Here is a 17033-nt window from a genome sequence, read left to right as displayed (position 1 = left end):
GTTTTTGGGGGAGAGATGAGACGACTGCTCGCGCCGCTCGCGCGGCGCCGATGGCGTGTCCTCGCGTGGTCACTGGCCGCCGTACTGCTGGTGGGCGCGGGAGCCGGCGCTGTCGCGGTCCGGCAGAACACTTACGCGCTACGGGAGGAGCGTGTCGCCGTGCGTCACGACGGGCGGCTGCTGGACGGTGTCCTGGCGCGGCCGCAGCGGGGCGAAGGCCCGTTCGGCCTCGTCGTCTTCGTACACGGCGACGGTCCCGTCGACGCCACCCACGACACCTTCTACCGGCCTCTGTGGGAGTCCTTCGCGAAGGCCGGCTACGCCTCGCTCTCGCTGAGCAAGCCCGGCGTCGGCGCCTCCGAGGGGAACTGGCTGGACCAGAGCATGGACGACCGCGCGGACGAAACCCTCGCCGCGATCGCCTGGGCCCGCGGGCGCCCCGACATCGACGGCCGGCGCGTCGGCCTGTGGGGGGCCAGCCAGGCCGGGTGGGTGCTGCCCAAGGTCGCGGCCCGCGACCGCGCCCTCCGCTTCGTCATCGCGGTCTCACCGGCCGTCGACTGGCAGCGGCAGGGGCGCTACAACCTCCTCGCCGAACTGCGCGCGGACGGCGCCGGCCGGGACGAGACGCGCACGGCACTGCGACGGCGCGAGACGACCCTGCGCCTGCTGCGGCAGGGCGCGACCTTCGCGCAGTACCGCGCCGCGGTCGCCGACACCGACGGCATGACCGCCGACCGCTGGCGGTTCATCGCCAAGAACTACCGCTCCAATGCGAGCGAGGACCTGCGCGCCATGCGCGGCACCCCCACGCTCCTGGTGCTGGCCGGGCACGACGTCAACGTGGACGTCGCCGACACCGAGACCGCCTACCGCCGCATCCTGCCGTCCGCGTCCCTGACGGTGGAGCACTACCCCGACGCCACCCACTCACTGGTCGACCACGCCGTGGAGAACTCCGAGGCGCGCCTCACCCTCACCGCCGTCTTCGCCCCCCGACGCCTGTACGCCGACGGGTTCCTCGCCCGCCAGCGCCGCTTCGTCGAGCAGCTGACCCACGGGCGTCAGTCACCGGAGCCGGTGGAGTCGCCGGTCCCCAGATAGGCGTCCCGCACCCGCGGATCCGCGCGCACCTCGTCCGCCGTGCCGTGCGCCAGGACCCGGCCCAGGTCGAGGACGACGACACGGGCGCAGAGCTCCATCACGAAGGCGACGTTGTGCTCCACGAGCAGCACCGCGCAGCCCTCCTCGGCCGCGAGCCGGCGGACGACGGCCGCCAGCAGGTCCCGTTCGTCGGCCGTCATCCCGGAAGCGGGCTCGTCCAGGAGCAGCACCCTGGGCGGGTCCGCGACCGCGCGCGCCAGTTCCACCATGCGGGCCAGCCCGACCGGCAGCGTGCCCGCGTACTGCCCGGCGAGCGCGTCGAGGCCGCACGAGCGCAGCACCGCCGCGGCCCGCTCCCGCCGCGCGGCCTCGCGTGCGCGCCGCGTCGGCGCGGCCAGCAGATCGGCGGCGAACCCGCCGCCACCGCCCCGCCACTCCTGCGCGACGACGAGGTTGTCGGCGACGGTGAGCTGCCCGAAGAGCTGCTGCCGCTGGAACGTGCGGCGCATCCCGTGCCGCGCGCGCCACACGGGGGAGCGGCGCGTGACGTCACGGCCGTCGAGCAGCACCCGGCCCCGGTCCGGCCCGCGCATGCCCGACAGCACGTCGAACAGCGTGGTCTTCCCGGCTCCGTTGGGGCCGATGAGCCCGCAGATCTCGCCTCGGCGGACGGCGAGCCCCACGCCGTCCAGGGCACGGATCCCGCCGAAGCGGACGCCGACGCCCTCGGCCTCCAGGACGTACTCCCTCATGACGTGCCCACCCCCTCGGCCGTCTCCCCGCCCGCCGCCATGCCCAGATACGCCTCCGTCAGCCGGTCCGCGCGCACCTCGGAGCGCGGGCCGCACCAGGAGACACGGCCCTGCGCGAGATACGCCACCGTGTCCGCGACCCCCAGGATCTCGGCGGCCTTCTCCTCGACGAGGAGCAACCCGGCGCCGCCGTCCCGGAGTTCGACGAGGAGACGGAACACGTCGTCGACCACGCGGGGTGCGAGGCCGAGGGACGGCTCGTCCGCGATCAGCACCTTCGGCGGGCGCTGCAACAGCGGGGCGAGCGCGAGGAGTTGCTGTTCGCCGCCGGAGAGCGAGCCCGCGGTGACCTTGCGCCGCGCCGCGAGCCCCGCGAACCGCTCGTACACGGCGTCGCGTTCGTCACGTCCCCCGAGGTACAGGGCGAGGTTCTCGTCGATGGTGAGTGCGGGGAAGATGCCGCGGCCCTCGGGGGCGAGGACGACACCGGCGTGGGAGCGGTGGACGGCGCTCTCCCGGGTGGCGTCGCGCCCGGCGACGTACACGTGGCCCCGCGCGGGCGCGAGCAGCCCCGCCGCGGCGAGGCACGTGGTGGACTTCCCCGCGCCGTTCGGGCCGAGCAGCGCGACGATCTCGCCCGGGCGGACGGTGAGGTCCACTCCGTGGAGGACGGGGGCGCCGTCGTACCCGGCGTGCAGGTCGCGGAGGGCGAGCGCGGCGGACACCTCGTTTCCGCTCCCGTTCCTTCCCGGCTCTCCCCTCCGTGACTCCGTCACGGAGGGGCTCCGCCCCGGCCCCCGCTCCTCGAACACCGGAGGAGCCGAACCCGCCCGCCGCCGGTACCTCCGCACCGACACCGCCGCGCAGTAGCCGTCCGGATCGTTCGCCAGCGCCAGCCCCGCGAGGCCGAACAGGATCACCGGCAGGTGCACGGACTCCGTGACGTAGTCCGACACCAGATGCGGCACGATCGCGAAGACCAGGCCCGCCACCACCGCGAACTGCGGTCTGCGCACCCCCGCGGCGACCACCACCGCAAGCCAGATCAGCCCGGTCATCGCGGTGAAGTCCGTCGCTGTGATGCGGGTGTTGAAGGACGCGTACATCACACCGCCGAACCCCGCGAGCCCCGCCGACAGCGTGAACAGCAGCAGTTTGGTGCGGACCACGGAGATGCCGGACGCCATCGCCGCCGCCGGGGCGGACCGCACCGCCAGCATGGCGCGCCCCGTCGGCGAGTTCCGCAGCGCGCCGAGCGCGGCGACGGCGGCCGTGACGAGGACGACCATCGCGACGCCCAGGGCGCGGTCGTCCGAGAGGTCGACGGGGCCGAGGACCGGCCGGGGGATCTCCCAGCCGGTGTCGCCGTTCCGCAACCACCCCATCTGGAAGAGGACTTGGTCGGCGAGGAAGGCGAGCGCCAGCGTGGCGAGGGCCAGCGAGCGCCCGCCGAGCCGCAGCGCGGGCAGCGCCACGAGCGCACCGAGGAGCGCCGCCGCGCACGTCCCGACCAGCGCCGCCGCGAAGAACGGCCAGCCGTGGCTCATCAGGAGCCCGGCGACCAGCGCGGCCCCGGTGACGAAGGTGGCCTGTGCGAGGGACACCATCGCGCCGAGTCCCGTCACCACGGTGAAGGAGATGAAGACCAGGGAGATCGCGAGCCCCTGGGCGAGGATGCCGCTCCAGAAGGGGGTCGTGACCGTGTAGAACGCGAGGGCGAGGAGCGCCGCCGCCACTGCCCACGGCCCCCATCTGCGGGCCCACGACAGGCCCGCGAGATAGTCGACGGGCGGTGGGTCGACCGCCGCCGTGCCCGCCGCCCGCTGCCGCCGCGTGAGCAGGAGCAGCCCGGCGAACAGGATCACGAAGGGCACGGCCGTACGGAAACCGGTGATCTTCTCGGCGAAGTCCGCGTACCCCGCGACGAGGTTCTGGAGCACCCCGAGCCCGAGGCCGCCCGCGAACGCCAGCGGGACCGACATGAAGCGGCCGAGCACGGCGGCCGTCGCCGACACGAAGAGGAACAGCGTGAAGTCGTGGGCGGAGAGCCCGAGCAGCGGCGTCGCGAGCACTCCCGCCAGGCCCGCGAGGCCGGACGACAGCATCCACGCCACCGAGGAGAGCCGGTCCGCGCTCATGCCGCGCAGCTCCACGAGCGAGCGGTTGTCGACGGCGGCCCGCAGCCTGAGGCCGAGCGGCGTGTGGCGCAGCAGGATCCACAGGCCGACGGCGACCACCGCCGTGGCCACCCACGTGATCAGCTGGTCGGAGTCGATGCCGACACCGTCCATGAGCTGCCAGCTCGCGGCGGGGCTGGGCCCGACGCCCGGCAGCCCGAACTGGTTCTCGGCCGGTTTGACCGGTGCCCCCGCGTCGGCCAGGAGCTCCACGGTCCACAGGCCGAGCGCGGGCAGCGCGACGAGCAGGCCGATGGTCGCGACGATCTGCGCGGTCTCTCCGACCCGCGCCAGCTTGCGGAACATCAGCCGGTCGAGGGCCCAGCCGAGTGCGGGGGCCACCCCGGCGACCAGCAGCAGCGCGGTCGGCACGGCGGGCCAGCCGAAGCCGGAGTGCAGTTCGTGGAAGGCGAGGGCGCACAGGTAGGCGGTGGCGCCGTGCGCGAAGTTGAAGAGGCCCGATGCCGAGTAGGACAGGACGAGGCCCGTGGCGAGGAGGGCGTAGAGCGCGCCCGAGACGAGACCGCTCAGCACGAATCCCAGCAGGTCCGACATGGCGGCCTGTCCCTACTTGAAGGGGATCGGTTCGTAACACTCGAACGGCGACGACACCGTGTACGTGCCGCCCTTGAGCTGTACGAGGGCGCCGCAGCCGAACGCCTCCTTCCGGCCCTCGGGCAGCCGCCGGTCGCCGACCATGGTGCCGGTGTCGGAGTAGCCGTCCGCGGCCTTCTGGAAGGAGGCGACGGTGAGGTCCTTGCCCGCCTTCTCCGCGATGGCGAGGAAGAGGTCGGCGGACATGTAGCCGGTCATCATGTGCATGTTGAGCGGCACCTCCTCGCCCGCCGCCTTCCTGATGTCCGCCTTGAACCGCCGCATGTCCTCGCTCTCCTGCTCGAACGGCTGGAAGGAGAGGAGGACGTGCACGCCGTCGAGCGCCTTCCGCGTCGCGCTCTTGGCGAGCAGGCCCGGGTCGTAGTCGGTGGGGTCGGTGAGGACGCCCTTGAAACCTGCCCGCTTGACGGCCGTGAAGAGACCGATGTTGTACGGGGTCTGCATGACGGAGACGACGGCGTCCGGCGCCCTGCCGCCGTCGGAGCGCAGGATCTCCTTCGTGTACGCCGACCAGTCGCTCGGCACCGATGTCGCGGGCACCGTCGACTTGGCGTACGTCACCTCGTACCCGGCGGCCGCGAAGCTCTGCTTGTAGGTGCGGACGGCGAACGTGCCGGCGTCGTTGTCGTTGGCGAGGATCGCCACCGACCGGCCTTTCGCCCCGCCCATCACCTTCTTGAGGCCCTCGGGCCAGCTCTGCGTGATGGTGCCGCCGGGCATCGGCACCATGCAGCCGCCGAAGCCGTACATGTAGGTCGGGCCGCAGAAGGGCGGAATGGTGCCCCAGCCGAAGGTGGGCACCTTCTGTTCCTGCAGGAAGTCCGCTCCGGAGAACGTGACCGAGCTCATCGGCGCGATCGCGAACACCTTCTCCCGCTGGACCAGTTTGCGGGCCGCCGCGAGGTTCTTGCCGGGGTCCTGCCCGTCGTCCTCCGCACCCAGGTAGTCGATCTTCCGGCCGTGCACGCCGCCCTCGGCGTTGGCACGGTCGAAGCGGGCCTTCGCGCCCAGATCGGTGTCCTTCTTGCTGTATCCGCTGGCGGTCGTCATGGAGACGATGCCGCCGACCTTGATGGAGTCGCCGGTCACGCCCCGCGCGGAGCCGCCGCCCGCCCCCTTGGAACTGCCGCTGTCGGACGCGGAGTTGCAGGACGTGGCGAGCAGCAGGGCCGCGACGGCGGCGGTGATGGTGCGGAACGATCGCGACACGGGCGAGCCCCCTGAAGTCGAAGTGGGGCTGATTGTGTGCGCGACCTGACGAACCGTCAATAACTAGTTGCGGTACAGCGCGTCGACCTCGGCCGAGTACACTGTCTCGATCGCCTTCCGCTTCAGCTTCAGCGACGGCGTAAGCAGGCCGTGCTCCTCGGTGAACTGATGCGCCAGTATGCGGAACGTACGGATCGATTCGGCTTGCGAGACAAGGGTGTTGGCGGCGACGACGGCCCGCCGCACCTCGGTCTCCAGATCCGGGTCGCGCACCAGCTCGCCCGGGGGCAGCTGCGGCTTGCGGCGCATGGTCAGCCAGTGCTCCACGGCCTCGGAGTCCAGCGTGACGAGCGCCGCGATGTAGGGCCGGTCGTTGCCGACGACGACGCACTGGGCGACCAGCGGATGGTCGCGCACCCGCTCCTCCAGCTGGGCCGGCGACACACTCTTGCCGCCGGACGTCACCAGGATCTCCTTCTTGCGCCCCGTGATCGTCAGATAGCCGTCCTCGTCGAGCGCGCCCAGGTCGCCGGTGGCCAGCCAGCCGTCCCGCAGGGTCGCGTCGGTGGCCTTGGGGTCGTTGAGATAGCCCTGGAAGACGTTGCCGCCGCGCAGCCACACCTCGCCGTCCTCCGCGATGTGCACCGTCGTGCCGGGGATGGCCGGGCCGACCGTGCCGTAGCGGGTGCGCTCGGGCGGGTTGGCGGTCGCGGCGGCCGTCGACTCGGTCAGGCCGTACCCCTCGTAGATCGTCACGCCCGCGCCCGCGAAGAACAGGCCGAGCCTGCGGTCCATCCCGGAGCCGCCGGACATCGCGTGCCGCACCCGGCCGCCCATCGCCTCCCGCACCTTGGAATAGACGAGCTTGTCGAAGAGCTGGTGCTGCATCCGCAGCCCCGCCGAGGGCCCCGGACCCGTCCCGAACGCCTTCGCCTCCAGCGCGTCGGCGTACCGCACGGCGCACTCGACGGCCTTGTCGAACGGGCCCGCCCTGCCGTCCTTCTCCGCCTTGCGCCGGGCCGCGTTGAAGACCTTCTCGAAGATGTACGGCACGGCGAGGATGAACGAGGGCCGGAACGCGGCCAGGTCGGGCAGCAGCGCCGCCGCGTTCAGGTTGGGCTGGTGCCCCATCTTGACCCGGCCGCGCACCGCCGCCACCTGCACCATGCGGCCGAAGACGTGCGCCAGCGGCAGGAAGAGCAGCGTCGTCGCCTCGTCGCCCCGCTTGGAGTGGAACACCGGCTCCCAGCGCCCCACCATCACGTCCGCCTCGAACATGAAGTTCGCGTGCGAGATCAGGCAGCCCTTGGGGCGGCCCGTCGTGCCGGACGTGTAGATGATCGTGGCGATCGAGTCGGGCGTGACCGCGCGGCGGTGCCGGTGCACCACGTCGTCGTCGATCTCCCGCCCCGCGCCGGTCAGCTCGCCGACCGCGTCGGCGTCCAGCTGCCACAGCCGGCGCAGCTGCGGCAGCCGGTCGACGACCGAGCCGATCGTCATCGCGTGGTCCTCGTGCTCGACCATCGCGGCCGACACCTGCGCGTCGTGCAGCATCCACAGGACCTGGTCGGCGGAGGACGTCGGGTAGATCGGCACGACCTGGGCGCCGATCGTCCACAGCGCGAAGTCGAAGAGCGTCCACTCGTACCGCGTACGGGACATGATGGCCACGCGGTCCCCGAACCGCACGCCCTGCGCGATCAGGCCCTTGGCCAGGGCCAGCACCTCGTCGCGGAACTCGGCCGCGGTGACGTCGGACCAGCGCCCGTCGGTCTTGCGGCCGAAGGCGATGCGCGTCGGGTCCTCGACGGCATGGTCGAACACGGCGTCGGCGAGGCCGCCCACCAGCGGCACCGACGCCATCGGAGGATTCGTGAACTCGCGCAATGATGCTCCTTGTGGCGCTCCGCACAGCGCCGTGACCGTACCCCACGCCGCGCGCCTTCGGGAGGGGGTTCCAGCGCGGTCGGAACGGTCCATCGGCACAGGTCAGCCGGTGGAAATGCGGCCACAAGGGGAAGGGCGGGACAACTTACTTACGGCGGAGTAAGTTTCGGTGGCGTAATCTCCACCGAATCTGTACGCGGCATGCCGCGTGTCGGCGCCGGCGGGGGAACTCGTACAGGTCTCCCGGCGTTGTACTTCGCGTTCCAGTATGTGGGCCGGTCCGGGGTGTTTGCGGGGGTTTCGCCGCCATGACGCTGAAGGAGCCGCCGCGACGCCGAAGGAGCCTCCGTGTCCATGTCCGCCGACCCGCCCCGCTCCCCCCTGGTCCTCCCGCGCGTCTCCGCGCCCCCTCGGGCGGCCGTCCTCCTCCTGCACGGAGGCCGGGAGCACGGGACGTCGACACCCCTTCCCTGGAACCTGCCGAGTCTGCGCATGCGGCCCTTCGCGCGCGCCGTCAGAAGGGCCTTCGGCGCGCAGGGCGTCGTGGTGGGCCAGGTCCGCTACCGCTGCCGGGGCTGGAACGGCGAGCGGGAGGACGCCGCCAGGGACGCCCGCCGCGCGCTCGACGCGCTGGCGCCGCGCATCGGAGGCGCGCCGGTCGTCCTGGTCGGCCACTCCATGGGCGCCCGCGCCGCCCTGCGCGCGGCCGGTCACCCCTCGGTCCGGGCCGTGGTGGGCCTGGCCCCCTGGTGCCCACCGGGAGAGCCGGTCGACCACTTGCGGGGCCGCGGCGTGGTCCTGCTGCACGGCGACCGGGACGGGACGACCGACCCCGCGGAGTCCGCCGAGTACGTGACCCGGGCGGCCGCGGCAGGCGCGGACGCGACCCTGGTGACGATGGCGGGCAGCGGCCACACGATGCTGCGCGACGCATCCACCTGGCACACACTGACGACGGCGACGGTCGGCGGCCTCCTGCACCTCGGCCCACTCCCCGAGGAGGTGGCACGCGGCTCGGAACCGCGTCCGGCGACGTAGCGGGCCCGGCGGCGAAGGGGCGCGTGCCGCCGTGGGACCGCGCGGCGCAGTGGGTCCGGCTTCGGGGGCGGGGGGCGGTCCCGACGGTCGTGAGGCCGACGGCCGCGGCTGCCGAGACGGCGTGTTCGGGGCTTTTGGGTGTGGGCGTCGTCAGTGGGGAGCGGGCCGCGTACGCGCGGATGTCCGCGTCGGGGTCCGTGGCCGCGGTGGCGGGCGCATCGCTGGCCGATGCACGAGACCCGCCACCAAGGTGCCCACTACGTGGACAGCCCCGGTGACGGGTCCGCGACGGCCACCGCGTGTGACGCACCGCCTGTGACGTACCGTCAGCGACGCGCCGTCAGCGCCTCCTCTCCCGGCTGTGCGGGCGCTGCCACGGACGGCGCCCGGTGCCCGGCCCCCGGCGCCCGCACCATCACGAGCACCAGGACACCCGCGACCAGACCCGCCACCCCCGCCGCCAGCGAAGCCCCGTTGAGGCCCGACGCGAAGGCCGCGCGCACCGCGTGCTCCGGCACCGTGCCGTGCAGCGCCGGGGCGCCGCCGCCCGCGACGGTGTGCGCCGCCTCGCGGCCGAGCGAATCCTGCATGCGCGCGGTGAGCACCGTCCCGAACAGGGCGACCCCGACCGCGTACCCGAGCTGGCGGAACGTGTTGACCGCGCCGCCCGCCATCCCGGCGTTGGCGGGAGGCACCGCGGCGAGCGCCGCCCCCGCCAGGGCCGGCGCGACCAGACCGGCGCCGACGCCCGTGAGCGTGAGCCCCGGCGCGAGCGCGCCCCACGACGACCCGGCGTCGAGCACCGCCAGGCACAGCCCGCCCCCGCCGATCAGCAGCAGCCCCACCCCGATGACCAGGCGCGGCGCCACCCCGTGCAGCAGCCGCCCGGCGACCAGCGCCACCACGAACGACGTCCCGGCGAGCGGCAGCAGCACCAGACTGCCGCGCACCGGACTCATGCCGAGCACGGTCTGCAGCCAGATGGAGAGGTACGGCACGACGCCGAAGGCGGCACCGTTGTAGCCGATGGCACCGATCAGCACCCCGGTGAAGGCGGGCTTGCGCAGCAGCCGCAGGTCGAGGAGCGGCTGCGCGACGCGCCGCTCGACGAGGACGAAGCAGAGCAGCGCCAGCGCCGAGACCGCGAAGGACGTCACGGCGGCCGCCGAGGCCCAGCCGTCCGCCCCGCCGCGCAGCACCCCGTACGTCCCCGCGCCCGCGAAGCTCGCGAACGCCGCCGTGCCCGCCCAGTCGACCCGGCGCCCCGCGGGCCCCTTCGACTCCGGCACGACCCGCAGCGTCAGCCAGATCGACGCCACGCTGACCGGCAGGTTCACGAAGAAGATCCAGCGCCAGCCGGGCCCCTCCGTGAGCAGCCCGCCCACGATCGGACCGAGCGCGGCCGACGCGCCGCTCACCGCGCCCCACACGCCGAGCGCGGCCGACCGGTCGCGCCCCTGGTAGGCGGCGCCGAGCAGCGGCAGCGTCGTCGCGAGCATCGCGGCGGCGCCGAGCCCCTGCACGGCGCGCGCCGCCACCAGCAGGCCCGCGTCCGAGGCGAGCCCGCAGCCCAGCGAGGCCACCGCGAACAGCGCGGTGCCGACGACGTTGAGCCGCCGCCTGCCGAACACGTCGGCCGCGGCGCCGACGCCCAGCAGCAGCGCGGCCAGTGCGAGCGCGTAGCCGTCGATCACCCACTGCAGATCGCTCAGCGAGGCGTCCAGCGCCCGCGCCATGTCGGGCAGAGCCACGATCACGATCGTCACGTCCAGCAAGAGCATGAACGTCCCCAGAGACACCGCCGTGAGCGGCCCCCATGTGCGCATTTCCTTGTTCCTCCGACTCGTCGCCCGACACCCGCGGACGTCCTCGTACGATGAGCCGACGGCGAACGAAGCCGGTGCCAGAGGCCTGTCCGGCGCACTGATCCGACATTTGGGGGCTCTACAGCGATGGAATCCGATGTCCTCGACGACCTGGACCTCCAGCTGCTGCACGCCCTGGAAGTCGACGGCAGGGCCTCTTTCAGCCGCATCGCGGGCGTCCTCGGCGTCTCCGACCAGACCGTCGCCCGCCGCTTCCGCCGCCTGCGCGCCGAGGCGGGCCTGCGCATCGTCGGCGTCCGTGACACCCGGCGGCTCGGCCACGACGAGTGGATGCTGCGCCTGCGCTGCACGCCCGACGGCGCCGAGGCCATCGCGGCCGCACTGGCCCGCCGCCCCGACACGGCATGGGTCCACCTCACCTCGGCCGGCACCGAAGTGGTCTGCCTGTCGCTGCCGCGCACCCCGGCCGACTACGACGACCTGCTCTTCGGCAAGCTCCTGCGCACCCGCAAGCTCATCGAGATCACCGCACACCAGCTGATGCACCGCTTCTACGGCGGCCGCACCGGCTGGATCGGAAAGCACCGCCCGCTCTCCGACGAGCAGGTCGCCGCGCTCGGCCCCGCCGAGCCGCCGGCCGTGCCGGGCCCCGCCCGCATCACCCCCGACGACGAGCCGCTGGTCACCGCCCTGAAGGCCGACGGCCGCGTCACCTACCCCGAACTGCAGCGGCTCACCGGCCGCTCCGAGTCCGCCGTCAAGCGCCGTGTCGCCGCGCTGCTCGGCTCGGGCGCGCTCTACCTCGACACCGAGTACGACACCGCGCGCTTCGGCTTCACCACCGCCGCGATGCTCTGGGTCACCGTCGCCCCGGGCGCGCTCGACCGGGTGGGCCGGGCGATGGCCGGGCACCCCGAGATCGCCCACGTCTCTGCCATCACCGGGTCGGTCAACCTGATGGCGACCGTCCTGACCCGCGACACCGACGAGCTCTACGCCTACCTCAGCGGCAGCCTGGGCTCGCTCGACGGGGTGCGGCACGTCGAGTCGGCGCCCTATCTGCGCCGCTTCAAGGAGCTGACGTATCCGCGACCGCTGCGCTGAGGCAGGCCGCGGACGGCGTCAGCGCCCGCCCCGGTGCAGCCGGTCCCCGCCCGCCAGGATCGCCGCCGCGAGGGCGTCCGCCGCGTCCTGGGCCGGCGCGCGCCGCTCGCCGTGCAGCAGCACGAAGTCCACCGGACCGAGCTCCGGCAGGCCGGCGCGGTCGGGGACGCGGACCAGGCCCGGCGGGATCAGGCCCCGCGAGTGGGCCATCACGCCGAGCCCGGCACGGGCCGCCGCCACGAGGCCGCTGAGGCTGCCGCTCGTGCAGGCCACCCGCCAGGCGCGGCCCCGGCGCTCCAGCGCCTCGAAGGCGAGGGCGCGGGTGATGCCGGGCGGCGGATAGACGATCAGCGGCACCGGCCGCTCCGGGTCGAGGCGCAGCCGCTCGGCACCGATCCAGACCAGGTCGTCCCGCCACACCAGCTCGCCGCGCGGGTCCTCCGGGCGCCGCTTGGCGAGCACCAGGTCGAGCTTGCCCGCGTCGAGACGCTGGTGGAGCGTGCCGGACAGCTCGACCGTCAGCTCCAGGTCGACGTCGGGGTGGTCGTGCCGGAACGCCTCCAGGATGTCGGTGAGCCGCGTCAGGACGAAGTCCTCGGACGCCCCGAACCGCAGCCGTCCGCCGAGGCGCTTGCCCGCGAAGAACGCCGCCGCCTGTTCGTGCGCCGCCAGGATCCGGCGGGCGAAGCCGAGCATGGCCTCGCCGTCCTCGGTCAGCTCCACGCTGTGGGTGTCGCGCGTGAACAGCTGCCGCCCGGCGGCGTCTTCAAGGCGGCGCACGTGCTGGCTGACGGTGGACTGGCGCAGGTTCAGCCTGCGGGCGGCCCGCGTGAAGCTCAGCGTCTGGGCGACCGCGAGGAACGTACGGAGCTGTGAGGGGTCGTACACGCCTGCCAGCCTAGACCCTGGCTATCGCGGAACGTGATGGCAGTCAGAGCGGTGTACGGGATTCCCGATCACCCCCACCGGGAGGATCATGGAGAGGACACCCCCGATCCGGGGCACCCCCGCCCCCGAGAGCATGGAGCACCGTGAAACGCCTGAAGTGGCCGTCCTGGATGCCGGTCGACCCGTACATCGTGGCGTTGCTCGCGACCGTGGGCCTCGCGGCCCTGCTGCCCGCCCGCGGCACCGCCGCCGATGTCGCGTCCGGCGCCTCCACCGGCGCCGTCGCGCTGCTCTTCTTCCTCTACGGGGCCCGGCTCTCCACCCGCGAGGCACTCGACGGACTCAAGCACTGGCGGCTCCACGTCACGGTCCTGGCCTGCACGTTCGTCGTCTTCCCGCTGCTCGGACTCGCGGCGAGGGGACTCGTCCCGTACGTCCTCACGCCCGCGCTCTTCAGCGGCTTCCTCTTCCTCACCCTGGTGCCCTCGACCATCCAGTCGTCCATCGCCTTCACGTCGATGGCCCGCGGCAACGTCCCCGCGGCGATCTGCGCGGGCTCCTTCTCCTCGCTGGCCGGCATCGTGCTCACCCCGCTGCTCGCGGCCGCCCTGCTCGGCGACAGCGGCGGCGGCTTCTCGGCGGACTCGCTCCTCAAGATCGTGCTGCAGCTGCTCGTGCCGTTCCTCGCCGGGCAGCTCCTGCGCCGGTGGGTGGGCGGCTTCATAGCGCGCCACAAGAAGATCCTCGGATACGTGGACCGCGGGTCGATCCTCCTCGTCGTCTACACCGCGTTCAGCGAGGGCATGGTGCAGGGCATCTGGGGCCAGGTGCACCCGCTGCGACTGCTCGCGCTGCTCGGCGTCGAGGCGGTGCTGCTGACCGTCATGCTGACGCTGACCTGGTACGGGGCGAAGCGGCTCGGTTTCGGCCGGGCCGACCGCGTCGCGATCCAGTTCGCCGGGTCGAAGAAGTCCCTGGCGGCCGGACTGCCCATGGCGAGCGTCCTGTTCGGCGCCGACGCCTCGCTGGCCGTGCTGCCGCTGATGCTCTTCCACCAGATGCAGCTGATGGTCTGCGCGGTCATCGCCAAGCGCCGCTCGCGCGATCCGCGGGAGTTCGTCAGCGAGCCGCCGCCAGCCGCAGGGAAACGAACCGCGGCCGGTACAGCGACACGTTCCGGGTGACGTTGGCCTGCGCGTTGGCGGGCGTCGCGTCCAGCCAGTTGACGTCGTAGCTGAGGACGAGACGGCCGTCGCCGCCGAGCGCCGGATGGGCCTGCGGGTTGTACGCGGCCGTCTCCTGGCGGACGGCGCTGTCCTTGGGCAGAGGGGCCTCGAACGCCTTGCTGGGGCCGTGCCAGGGGCCGGTGGGGGAGCAGGACCAGTACGAGGTCACGGTGGTCAGGCCCTCGGTGCCCGCGGCCATGGTGAACAGCACGTACGTCCCGTCGTCCCGCACCACCGTGAACGCGCTCCCCACCCCCTTCCGCTTGCCGTCCCCGAGCACGGGCCGAGGCGTGACGTCGTGCCCCCACGCCTCGCCGTCCCAGTACTCCCAGGCGTCCGGTTCCGCGAGGCTCCCGTGCGGGACGCGCGCGACATGGGCGTCCGAGGAGGGGCGCGAGGTCGCCTGCGCGTCCGTGCCGCCGAAGACGTACGTCCAGCCGTCGTCGTCGACCGCCGCCGCGCCGTACAGGACCCGCTTCTCCGGATCGGCGACCGACCGCTGGTCCGAGACCTTGGTGATGCCCTCGACGCGCAGGTCGGGCAGGGAGAGCGTGGCGACCTCCGTGGCGACGGGCACGCCGTAGATCCACGGCCCCTGGCTCGCCATGCGGTTCCACAGCAGGACGCGCACGACGCGCTCCTCCGAGCCGGACGAGCGGGGCTCCACGCGGGCCGCCACCGGCCAGCGCCACTCCTGGGGCGCCGGGTCGGGGAAGAGCGGCGCGGCGAGGGTGCGCTGCAGGGTGCCCGAACGGGACATCACCACGGCCGAGTTGCGGACCATGGGCGTGTTCGGGTCGCGCCAGGTGTGCGGCTGGCCCGCCTGGTTCGGTGGCGCGTGGACCCGGCCGAGGAAGGTGTCGGAGAACAGCCACAGCACGCGCCCGTCCGGCAGCCGCACCGAGTGCGTGCCGTCGCCGCCGGTCCAGTCGTCGGTGCGCGTCATGTCGTCTCCGTAGCGCGCGAACTCCCCGGTGGACCTGTCGTCGGCGGTCCAGGAGGCGACGGTGCGGGGCCTGCATGCCGCATCGCCCTCCCGGTCGTCTTCCGGGAGGGCGATGAGCAGGACGGCCGCGCAGACCAGGGCGAGCAGCAGGACGAGCCAGACGCTGCGCGCCCCCGGCGCGGGACGTTCACGGGCGGACACGCCGGGGACGTTAGTTGCTGTCGCGCACCCGGTCCATGGGGAGCCGCACGACGGTGTCCCGTGTCACAGGAGCATCGCCGGTGCGCAGGGCTTCCACCTCGGCATCGTCCAACGCCCTGTCGTAGACCCGCACTTCGTCGACGGAGCCGGAGAAGTGGGCCCGGCTGTCGAGCCGTTGGCCGATGTGCACGCCGAAGGGGGAGTTGCGGCTGACCGAGCCGGGCACGTCCGCGGCGGTGACCTGTGTGCCGTCGAGGAACAGCGTCAGGCGGCCGGCGCCGCGGCGCAGCGCGATGTGGTGCCACTGGCCGTCGTTGTACGCGCCCGTCGTGCGCACGAACGCGGACTTCGGGGGCGTGACGCCGTCCCGGGTGGTGATCAGGCCGGTCACGCGGTCGCTCGCGGGCTCGCCGCGCAGCCACACCTGCGGCTGGTTGGTGCCGATGCCGCCCATCCACAGCAGCGGCTGCTCGCCGGCCGTCGCGGAGTAGCGGAACCAGAGCGAGGCCGTGAAATCCGCTGTGCCCAGCGGCAGTTGGCGCCGGTACGGCAGTCGTACGGCGTCGTCCGTGCCGTCGAAGTCGAGTGCGCCGCCGAAGCGGCCGGGCACTCCGCGCGCCCCGCCGAGCACGAGGGCGGGCCGGGCGCCCGGCGCGTGGTCGCGGGTGGTCGGATCCGGGCCCCGGCGCGGCTTCAGCCAGTCCTCGGTGAAGCGGGCGAAGCGGATCTCGTCGCGCGCGTCCACCGCGCCGCCCTCGTACATCAGGCCGACGTGGGTCCGGTCGGCCCGCACCATGTCGGAGTAGCCGGACCAGTCGGTGGTCACCGTGGTGCCGCGGTCGACGCTGTCCCAGGTGCGGCCGCCGTCGTAGGACGAGCGGATCTGCATCGTGCGGCGGCGGTCCGGGTCGGCGGGGCAGGCGAGCAGCATCCGCTTGCCGAACTGCAGGGTGGAGCCCTGCACTTGGGGCGTGTACAGGTCGGGGATCGCGCGGAAGGGGGCGGTGAAGGAGTCGCCGCCGTCCCGGCTGACCGTCTGCGTGCGGTGGCCCAGGTCCGTGCCGTCCTGTTCGCGGCCGCTGACGTGGATCGCGCCGTCGGGCCGTTCGGTGATGGTCATCTCGGACGGCTTCTGACGGAACGTGCCGCCGGCCGGTATCGGGTACGAGTCCGTCGCGCCGATCTTCCAGTGGTCGCCGCCGTCGTCGCTGACGATCAGCGCGGCGTGGTTGGCGGTGACCCGGCCGCCGTCCCACGTCTCGGTGTTGGCGGTGAGGACGAGCCGCCCCGCGTGCCGGCCGCGGGTCAGCTGGAGTCCGTGCACGGGCCCGGTCGCGTACCAGGAGTTCCAGTGCTTCGGCAGGATCTGGTCGCTCAGGTCGCGCGGCGCCGACCAGCTGCGGCCGTCGTCGTCGCTGTACTGCAGGTGCGGGGTGCGGTCGCACGGCACGTCGCAGTTCCTGCCGTCCGTACGGCCCGTGTTGTACGTCTCCGCCAGCAGGATCCGGCCGCTCTCGCGGTCCACGACCGGCGCCGGATTGCCGTGCGTGTCGCCCGCGCCCTCGTTGACGACCTGGAGCGGGCCCCAGGTGCGGCCACCGTCGTGCGACCGCTTGAGCACCAAATCTATGTCGCCCGCGTCGCCGCAGTCGTTGACCCGGCCCTCCGCGAAGGCGAGCAGCGTTCCCTTCGTCGTCCGCACCACGGCCGGGATGCGGAAGCAGGCGTAGCCGGGATCCCGGTCCGCCTTGAACAGCACCTGCTGCTCGAACGGCGGCGACTCCGCCGCCCCCGCGGTCGGCGCGGGCAGCAGGGCGCCCACCGCGACCGCGGTCACGGCGGCGGTGACGGCGCGGAGCGATCTGAGGCGTACACGGCGTGCGGGGAGACTTGATGGCATGGTGCGGTCCGCCTTTCATGGCGACGGCGACTCATGGCGAGGGCGGGCGTTGGCGATGTGGTGGACATCCCACGTCCCATGTCCAACGTACGTGGACCGACGCTACTTGCGGGCTCCGACACCCCACAAGAAGCGTGCGTGAGGCTCGTGCGGCTCCGGC

General features: G+C 73.2%; 12 protein-coding genes. 4 read left to right on the top strand and 8 right to left on the bottom strand.

The window, feature by feature from the left end; translation table 11 throughout:
- Window positions 1-15: 15 nt before the first annotated feature.
- A complete protein-coding gene (locus tag AB0H82_RS15750; protein WP_362992898.1) occupies window positions 16-1104 on the top strand; it encodes a CocE/NonD family hydrolase in 1089 nt (362 codons plus the stop codon).
- Here AB0H82_RS15750 and AB0H82_RS15745 read toward each other — a convergent pair.
- The 4 genes from AB0H82_RS15745 to AB0H82_RS15730 all read right to left on the bottom strand — a co-directional run bounded on the left by AB0H82_RS15745 (window position 1065) and on the right by AB0H82_RS15730 (window position 7720).
- Complete coding sequence (locus tag AB0H82_RS15745; protein ID WP_362992896.1) at window positions 1065-1856, bottom strand: ABC transporter ATP-binding protein; 792 nt, start codon at window positions 1854-1856, stop codon at window positions 1065-1067. The two genes, AB0H82_RS15750 and AB0H82_RS15745, sit on opposite strands and share 40 nt — an antisense overlap.
- Window positions 1853-4588 carry an ATP-binding cassette domain-containing protein gene (locus tag AB0H82_RS15740; RefSeq protein ID WP_362992894.1) on the bottom strand — a complete coding sequence of 912 codons (2736 nt, stop codon included), beginning with the start codon at window positions 4586-4588 and terminating at the stop codon, window positions 1853-1855. The genes AB0H82_RS15745 and AB0H82_RS15740 overlap by 4 nt, the downstream gene beginning before the upstream one ends.
- A 12-nt stretch (window positions 4589-4600) precedes the next feature.
- On the bottom strand, window positions 4601-5857 hold the full coding sequence (locus AB0H82_RS15735; RefSeq protein ID WP_362992892.1) for an ABC transporter substrate-binding protein: 1257 nt from the start codon (window positions 5855-5857) through the stop codon (window positions 4601-4603).
- A 63-nt stretch (window positions 5858-5920) separates the two neighbouring features.
- Window positions 5921-7720 (bottom strand): AMP-binding protein, encoded by a 1800-nt coding sequence (locus tag AB0H82_RS15730; RefSeq protein ID WP_362993114.1) that lies wholly within the window; start codon window positions 7718-7720, stop codon window positions 5921-5923.
- 378 nt (window positions 7721-8098) lie between these two features.
- Between AB0H82_RS15730 and AB0H82_RS15725 the strand changes: the two genes are divergently transcribed.
- A complete protein-coding gene (locus AB0H82_RS15725; RefSeq protein WP_362992890.1) occupies window positions 8099-8782 on the top strand; it encodes an alpha/beta fold hydrolase in 684 nt (227 codons plus the stop codon).
- Window positions 8783-9108: 326 nt separating this feature from the next.
- Here AB0H82_RS15725 and AB0H82_RS15720 read toward each other — a convergent pair whose 3' ends face one another.
- Window positions 9109-10608 (bottom strand): MFS transporter, encoded by a 1500-nt coding sequence (locus AB0H82_RS15720; RefSeq protein WP_362992888.1) that lies wholly within the window; start codon window positions 10606-10608, stop codon window positions 9109-9111.
- 126 nt (window positions 10609-10734) lie between these two features.
- Here AB0H82_RS15720 and AB0H82_RS15715 point away from each other — a divergent pair, with 126 nt between their 5' ends.
- On the top strand, window positions 10735-11712 hold the full coding sequence (locus tag AB0H82_RS15715) for an AsnC family transcriptional regulator (protein WP_362992886.1): 978 nt from the start codon (window positions 10735-10737) through the stop codon (window positions 11710-11712).
- Window positions 11713-11730: 18 nt separating this feature from the next.
- Here the strand turns inward: AB0H82_RS15715 and AB0H82_RS15710 are convergent, their stop codons facing one another.
- Entirely contained in the window at window positions 11731-12600 is an 870-nt protein-coding gene (locus AB0H82_RS15710; protein ID WP_362992884.1) for a LysR substrate-binding domain-containing protein, read from the bottom strand.
- 143 nt (window positions 12601-12743) lie between these two features.
- On the opposite strand from AB0H82_RS15710, the gene AB0H82_RS15705 reads away from it, so the two are divergent.
- Entirely contained in the window at window positions 12744-13784 is a 1041-nt protein-coding gene (locus AB0H82_RS15705) for a bile acid:sodium symporter family protein (protein ID WP_362992882.1), read from the top strand.
- Here AB0H82_RS15705 and AB0H82_RS15700 read toward each other — a convergent pair.
- Both AB0H82_RS15700 and AB0H82_RS15695 read right to left on the bottom strand, forming a co-directional pair.
- Window positions 13720-14973, bottom strand: coding sequence for a DUF4185 domain-containing protein (locus AB0H82_RS15700; RefSeq protein ID WP_362992880.1), 1254 nt, complete (start codon window positions 14971-14973; stop codon window positions 13720-13722). The genes AB0H82_RS15705 and AB0H82_RS15700 overlap by 65 nt on opposite strands.
- 10 nt (window positions 14974-14983) lie before the next feature.
- The gene (locus AB0H82_RS15695) at window positions 14984-16873 is read right to left on the bottom strand and encodes an exo-alpha-sialidase (RefSeq protein ID WP_362992878.1); all 1890 of its coding nucleotides are present in this window, start codon (window positions 16871-16873) and stop codon (window positions 14984-14986) included.
- Window positions 16874-17033 lie beyond the last annotated feature (160 nt).

The sequence above is a fragment of the Streptomyces sp. NPDC050732 genome, assembly GCF_040654255.1.
Lineage (GTDB): Bacteria > Actinomycetota > Actinomycetes > Streptomycetales > Streptomycetaceae > Streptomyces.
Note: the sequence above shows the minus strand (reverse complement) of the source record. Positions and strands in the feature narration are given on the sequence as shown.

Excerpts from the sequence above, each read along its gene's own strand:
- AB0H82_RS15750 (WP_362992898.1), top strand. The coding sequence starts at position 16 with ATGAGACGACTGCTCGCGCCGCTCGCGCGGCGCCGATGGCGTGTCCTC.
- AB0H82_RS15745 (WP_362992896.1), bottom strand. The coding sequence starts at position 1,856 with ATGAGGGAGTACGTCCTGGAGGCCGAGGGCGTCGGCGTCCGCTTCGGC.
- AB0H82_RS15740 (WP_362992894.1), bottom strand. The coding sequence starts at position 4,588 with ATGTCGGACCTGCTGGGATTCGTGCTGAGCGGTCTCGTCTCGGGCGCG.
- AB0H82_RS15730 (WP_362993114.1), bottom strand. The coding sequence starts at position 7,720 with ATGGCGTCGGTGCCGCTGGTGGGCGGCCTCGCCGACGCCGTGTTCGAC.
- AB0H82_RS15725 (WP_362992890.1), top strand. The coding sequence starts at position 8,099 with ATGTCCGCCGACCCGCCCCGCTCCCCCCTGGTCCTCCCGCGCGTCTCC.
- AB0H82_RS15720 (WP_362992888.1), bottom strand. The coding sequence starts at position 10,608 with ATGCGCACATGGGGGCCGCTCACGGCGGTGTCTCTGGGGACGTTCATG.
- AB0H82_RS15715 (WP_362992886.1), top strand. The coding sequence starts at position 10,735 with ATGGAATCCGATGTCCTCGACGACCTGGACCTCCAGCTGCTGCACGCC.
- AB0H82_RS15695 (WP_362992878.1), bottom strand. The coding sequence starts at position 16,873 with ATGCCATCAAGTCTCCCCGCACGCCGTGTACGCCTCAGATCGCTCCGC.